Source organism: Roseovarius sp. MBR-154, from assembly GCF_053628595.1.
Window position 1 is genome coordinate 1 of the sequence record NZ_JBRJGR010000063.1, and the last position, 2198, is coordinate 2198.

Genomic DNA, 2198 nt, shown 5'->3' on the forward strand with positions numbered 1-2198 from the left:
GCGCCCATTGCCATGGAAGACGGGCTGCGCTTCGCCATCCGCGAAGGCGGCCGCACCGTCGGCGCCGGCGTCGTGTCGAAGATCATCGAGTAACATCTGATCCGCTCTGACTGACAGGGGGCGTGCGGGTCACTGCACGCCCCCTTTCTATTTCGGAGCCGGACATGAAGCGGATTTTCCAGTATTTCGAAGCACGGATTGATGCCTACCCTGCGTCACCGCCCGGCCAGCCGCCCGCGCGGTTCTGGGCCTTCCTGTGGCATTATGCGCGCCCCGTCGCGCCGTGGCTGATCGTCATGTCGCTGATCTCGGCGCTGTTTGCGGCGGTCGAGATCGTGCTGATGGGCTATCTCGGCACGCTGGTCAATCGCATGGCGGATCTGGGGCCGGAGCGCTTTCTGGCGGAGGAATCCGCACGGCTGGGCGGCATGGGGGTGTTGCTGCTGCTCGTGCTGCCCGCGCTCAGCGTGATCGGGGCGCTGATCATGTACCAGACCCTGATGGGCAATTTCCCGCAGCGCATCCGCTGGCAGGGGCATCGCTGGCTGTTGGGGCAGTCGCTGGGGTATTTCCAGGACGAATTCGCCGGGCGCATCGCCACGCGGCTGATGCAGACCGCGCTTGCCGTGCGCGAGACGGTGATGAAACTGATGGATGTGGCGGTCTATATCCTTGCCTATTTCCTCGGCGCGCTGGTGCTGGCCGCGGCGCAGGATCTGAGGCTGGCGGTGCCCTTCGCGCTCTGGGCGCTGGCCTATGGCGGGATGCTGGCGGTGATCGTGCCGCGTCTGGGGCGGGTGTCGCAGGAACAGGCCGACGCACGCGCCGACATGACGGGCCGCGTGGTCGACAGCTATACCAATATCGCCACGGTCAAGCTGTTCAGTCATGCCGCACGGGAAGAGGCGCATGCGCGCGCCGGGCTCGACGGGTTCCTGCAAACCGTGCACCGGCAGATGCGGCTGGTGGCGGTGCAGGACATGTCGGTCAACCTGCTCAATGCGCTGCTCACGGGGGCGGTGACGGGCCTCGGCCTGTGGCTGTGGCTGCAGGGGCGGATTGATCTGGGCGCGCTTGCGGTGGCGATTCCGCTGGCGCTGCGGCTGGGGAACATGTCGCATTGGGTGATGTGGGAGTTTTCGGCGCTCTTTGAGAATATCGGCACCGCGCGCGACGGGCTGACGACGCTGTCGATGCCACGCAAGGTGCAGGATGCGCCTGTTGCGCGCCCGCTGGTGGTGACGCAGGGCGCGATCCGGTTCGACGCGGTGCGGTTCGATTACGATCAGGCGGTCGGGGCGAAACCGGCGGTGATCGACGGGCTCGACCTTGCGCTCGCGCCCGGCGAGAAGGTCGGGCTGGTGGGGCGCTCGGGGGCGGGCAAGTCGACACTGGTCAACCTGCTCTTGCGGTTCCATGACCTGAGCGGCGGGCGCATCGAGATCGACGGGCAGGATATCCGCGGGGTGACGCAGGACAGCCTGCGCGCGGCCATCGGCGTGGTGACGCAGGATACCGCGCTCTTGCACCGCTCGGTGCGCGACAATATCGCCTATGGCCGCCCCGGCGCGACCGAGGCCGAGATCCTCGCGGCTGCCGATCTCGCCGAGGCCAGGGAATTCATCGCCGGGCTGTCGGATGCGCGCGGGCGGCGCGGTCTGGAGGCGCATGTCGGTGAGCGTGGCGTCAAGCTCTCGGGCGGGCAGCGGCAGCGCATTGCGATTGCCCGCGCCGCGCTCAAGGATGCGCCGATCCTGGTGCTGGACGAGGCGACCTCGGCGCTCGACTCGGAGGTGGAGGCGGCGATTCAGGCGCAGCTTTACCGGCTGATGCAGGGCAAGACGGTGATCGCCATCGCGCATCGCCTCTCGACCATCGCGGCGATGGACCGGCTGATCGTGATGGACGAGGGGCGCATCGTCGAAGAGGGCACGCATGCCGCGCTGCTGGCGCAGGGCGGGCTTTATGCCCGGCTCTGGTCGCGGCAATCGGGCGGGTTTCTGAGCGAATAAGCCTGCCGTGGGCGCTCTGGGGCAATCTGCCGCGCCGGTCCGGAGGGACGGGCGTGGCGGTTGCATCCGCAGAACAGGGAGCCGGGCGCAGGGGTGAGCTGCCCCCCGAAATTCGGACACTGACATAAGCTACGATTTGCAGTCTGCTGATCTTCGACGAGAAGGAGATCAGAGATGTCGAAACGC

The 2198-nt window shown here is 67.3% G+C and carries 2 protein-coding genes; both read left to right on the top strand.

Features of this window, described 5'->3' with window-relative positions:
• Positions 1 to 93 (top strand): EF-Tu C-terminal domain-related protein (locus ACSSV4_RS23135; RefSeq protein ID WP_207545791.1); only part of this gene is annotated, 93 nt, incomplete at its 5' end.
• 71 nt (positions 94 to 164) lie between these two features.
• On the top strand, positions 165 to 2012 hold the full coding sequence (locus ACSSV4_RS23140) for an ABC transporter ATP-binding protein (protein WP_454277327.1): 1848 nt from the start codon (positions 165 to 167) through the stop codon (positions 2010 to 2012).
• The last annotated feature ends 186 nt before the right edge of the window (positions 2013 to 2198 follow it).

Excerpts from the sequence above, each read along its gene's own strand:
- ACSSV4_RS23140 (WP_454277327.1), top strand. The coding sequence starts at position 165 with ATGAAGCGGATTTTCCAGTATTTCGAAGCACGGATTGATGCCTACCCT.